Source organism: Vibrio sp. S11_S32 (genome assembly GCF_014694465.1).
GTDB classification, from domain to species: Bacteria; Pseudomonadota; Gammaproteobacteria; order Enterobacterales; family Vibrionaceae; genus Vibrio; species Vibrio algicola.
Window position 1 is genome coordinate 1 of the sequence record NZ_JAAUWS010000093.1, and the last position, 3,842, is coordinate 3,842.

A 3,842-nucleotide genomic window follows, 5' to 3' on the forward strand; every position below is an offset into this window, starting at 1 on the left:
CTGTTTAGTTTGGTTGTATTTGTAAGGCATTTGTTAATTATTCTGATATGAAAGGTCGATTAAAATAATAACCGACCCTGACAGTATTGCCTAATTGATTGTTTATCGAGCGATGCAACAAAGCCCTCACTGATTGGTAAGATAGATTCTACGAAATTACGCTCACGTAAATGTGAGTCTAACTTTGACTTGACACTAGGCGCTAGGCGTCCAGTAGCTCGCATTGAAGCTCGATTAGACCAACGAGCAGGACGGTAGCGACACTTACGCCCACGTCGAGTACGACGGTACATAGCGCGTTGTTCCATCTTCTTGGATACATCCTGTCGTAACGCCACTTGGCTTTGATAGATTACTTTACTAAGCCCAACAACGGCGCAACCAAGGGTCTTGCTACCCGTGTCCATTCCAGCAACAAGGGTTTGCTTGTAGCCTGAACTACCGCCAATCAGCTTGACGGTAAAGGGTGTTCTTTTAACAACTTTTTCGTCACCACGCTTGAGTAAAACTCTCGCTTTTTGTGGTTTACATGGCATTAATGGCTCACCATTTTTGTTTAGTACAAACACGAACATAGCGTGTTTCTCCTTCGAGTTATGTGTATCTATATGCATGAGGCACATACAGAATCCGACTTCCTCTCGATCAGATATAAAGGCTTTAGATGAGGTTGACTGCCCATAACGCTTTAGGGCTGGTTACAGTGCCTCGACAGAGCAACGGACTGAGGTGGCATCCGAAGGTGTCTATATCCAAAATATCGTTTAACTCACATATAATCCTCAGTGAGTGATCTGGTCAACTTGGCTTTTACAAGCCCGCTCCTTTAGGGGCGGCGTAATTGACATGGATGTGAAGCTTAGGATCCTGAATCTGAGCAAATAACACAATCTAGGTACAAAAACCTAGATTGTGTTATTATTACCTAAATTATGTTACTTAGTGAATGAATATGGATGATCAAAAATTCTACTATCCTGTTGTAAACGACAAACTGCCTAAGCACATTAAAAAAGGTCATCAGTTAGTGTTTAGTCGTCAGGATCTATCCGCGCGAGAAGCCGATCTGTTCGCATTAATGATCGCAAGCATGAAGGTAACGGATTGGGAAACAAACACACCTCATTATGAATTCACCTCCACTCAGCTTTCTGAGTGGTTAGGGATCAACTCTAAACATATCGGCAGTAATTTAAATCCCGTCGCTAATCGTTTAGCCAGTCATAAAATTGGTATCAAAATTGAGACTGGAAATGGTGATGTAGAATTTGATTATCGTCCTTTGTTTAAGCACATAAAATACAAAAATGGCACATTAACAATGGTGCCAAATGACATGCTAAAAACAGAGTATATTGAATACAATCAAGGTTTCGCCTTAATCAACACCCGCAATTTTTTGAACCTAAAAAAAGAATATTCAAAGCGATTATATGAATTATTAAGTCGGTTCAAAGATCAAGGTTTCGACATGCACCCTCAAAAAATCAAAGAGTTAAAAGGTATCTTTGGTTTACTCGATGAAGCAGGAAAACTCAAGAAGGACAAAAGCTCATTCAAAAATAACAGCGTATTTATGAAGCGCTGTATTCGTGACAGTATTGATGAATTGACATGTCATCCCACCATAAAAAAAGAATTATTATTCTTAGAGAGCAACAAAGGCGATAAAGGCTTTGAGTTACTAAAAAAAGGCAACACCATCGTTGAGATCAAATTTTTATTTCGTTGGTTAAAACAAGGTAATATTGAAGAGTTAAACATGCACGATGCTAAGTTAACGATTCAAAATTTAGAAATGAAACGCTTGCAGAACAAAGAACGGTTGTCAGAGGAAGAGTTGTTTAAGCTTTCTACGGCTTATCGTTATATTGGTCGAGAAGAACAAGCGGATAAAATAGATCAAAGCCTTGCCAAACGACATAGTACGCCAGAACCAATACCTGAAACCGTCGAAATTGACTCGATGTTAGAAAAAATAGACACCTTAATTGAAATTAATGATGATCCTGAATATTGAGAGGTAGGTAACAGATTTTAGGTATTACCACCTTAAATCTGTTCTTTCTAAGCAAGATCCTACGACAAGTAACACAATTTAGGTGTCCAACACATAAATATGGGATTTTTTAGTTAGACACATATAAAAAAGAGGCTTGATACCTAAATTATGTTATCTCTTTACCTAATAAAGGATCATTAATACCTAAATTATGTTATTAGAACACCTAAAATAAGATCATAAACACCTAATATGTGATCATAAACACCTATATTATGTTATTTTCACACCTAATATATGATCATAAACATTGATATTTACCTATGTTTTCAACCAGTTACCAACCCTATAGATCTTATACTTTTTATAGTTTAAATAGATCATATAGTTAAATATAGATCTTATAGTTGATGTGGATAAGTGGACAATCTTCGATTGACGCACTTGCCCACATCATCACAACGTTGATTTTTTCTCTTTTTAAAGACGAAGCATAAGATTCATTTGCTACTTTAATTGTGTATTAACTCACTCACAAGGAATTGCCATGAACTATGCCTACTTAAGAGTATCCACCGATAGCCAGGATGTAGCCAACCAAAAACATGGAATTTATGAATACTCGAACCGAGTTGGGATCGTGAATCTGGTTTTTATCGAAGATATAATTACCGGTAAAAAGAAGTGGCGTGAAAGGCAACTCGATAAACTTATTGATGGAATGGGGCAAGACGTTCAAAGCGTAAAGCAGAGCTCGTTAAGGAAATCATCGTAAGCAATGGTATGGACACCATCTCACCCTGCATATTTCGGAGCATTCCGATCGGCCATTTCCCCGCCAGAACGGAATCAGCAAAATAGGAAAAAGTACTATTTTGAGCTATCTAATGCGAGTGATTTTGCAAGAATTGAAGAGCTATTTGACGATCATTCAACGTTTTGCACGCACAATTTGGATTACTTTATTGGTGTCAATTTTTGTCATTTATTGCGACTTAAAACAAATAAATGCGACATTGTGTACCCTTCTTGTTTATTCTTTTTGTCGTCGTCTGCCTTTCGTTCTGAGAAGGTTTTGCCCAAAAATGTGTTTCAGCAATTAAAACTTACATTATTTTTGTTTGTTTTTTGTTCATACCTTGAAAGGTCCCGATGTTGCCCACAGATCGTGAATGAGGAATAACCTCGATAAAATTAAGGATATAGTCATGGGTTTGAAACCGGGTCCAAAACCAATCGCTAAATCGACAGGAAAGCCAGATCAACGTCGACGTGACAATAAAAAAACTCCAGGAAATACTCCAGGGTTAAAACCTAGTAAATCCTCAAAATGAGGAAAAGGTTACTTATCACAGTAACTTGATCTCCAATGCAGAGCCGGAACTAGTTGTGCTGGCTCTTCCTAGCTCTAAAATGCCCCGAAGTTTCTTAGGCTCAACGAACTGACCGTTTAGCGAGCATTGCAATAGACCAAATTAATCTAATCCGTGTTTTGAGGGGTTATACGGACACTTTTCGTAGTTCTATCCCGAATTTCTTTTTCGATTCACACAACAGGTTGATACTAGTTGAGTTTCATAATGAGTGGTAGCAACATAAACGGAATGCAAACACGGGAAAATTCTGTCTATTAAGCTTTAGGCAAATGAGAACTTGTCATGAAAAAAATAGAACAAATAAAATTGAATCGAAAACTTAAACGAAAAATGGCGAAGTATTCTGGTCAAGCCCAATAGGACACCTGACTTTGTAATTTTTCATAGTCGATTGGCGTTAAATCACCAAGCGTAGTATGCAACCTTTCATGGTTGTAATACCGGATATATTCTTCAACATCTTC

The 3,842-nt window shown here is 37.7% G+C and carries 3 protein-coding genes and 1 pseudogene; 2 read left to right on the forward strand and 2 right to left on the reverse strand.

The genetic code is table 11. The features are described from left to right. Window positions 1–59: 59 nt before the first annotated feature. Window positions 60–575: an RRXRR domain-containing protein gene (locus tag HC723_RS16505; RefSeq protein WP_190339863.1), complete on the reverse strand. Its 516-nt coding sequence runs from the start codon at window positions 573–575 to the stop codon at window positions 60–62. 377 nt (window positions 576–952) lie between these two features. Here HC723_RS16505 and HC723_RS16510 point away from each other — a divergent pair, with 377 nt between their 5' ends. Then, window positions 953–2,020 (forward strand): replication initiation protein, encoded by a 1,068-nt coding sequence (locus HC723_RS16510; protein ID WP_190339864.1) that lies wholly within the window; start codon window positions 953–955, stop codon window positions 2,018–2,020. Window positions 2,021–2,549: 529 nt separating this feature from the next. After that, window positions 2,550–2,726: pseudogene (locus HC723_RS16515) on the forward strand (recombinase family protein); the annotation flags it as partial. A 999-nt stretch (window positions 2,727–3,725) separates the two neighbouring features. Here the strand turns inward: HC723_RS16515 and HC723_RS16520 are convergent. Further along, on the reverse strand, window positions 3,726–3,842 hold a 117-nt coding region (locus tag HC723_RS16520), incomplete at its 5' end, for an IS3 family transposase (protein WP_190338159.1).

What these genes read in the sequence shown, in the direction of transcription:
- HC723_RS16505 (WP_190339863.1), bottom strand. Translation starts at nt 575, where the DNA reads ATGTTCGTGTTTGTACTAAACAAAAATGGTGAGCCATTAATGCCATGT.
- HC723_RS16510 (WP_190339864.1), top strand. Translation starts at nt 953, where the DNA reads ATGGATGATCAAAAATTCTACTATCCTGTTGTAAACGACAAACTGCCT.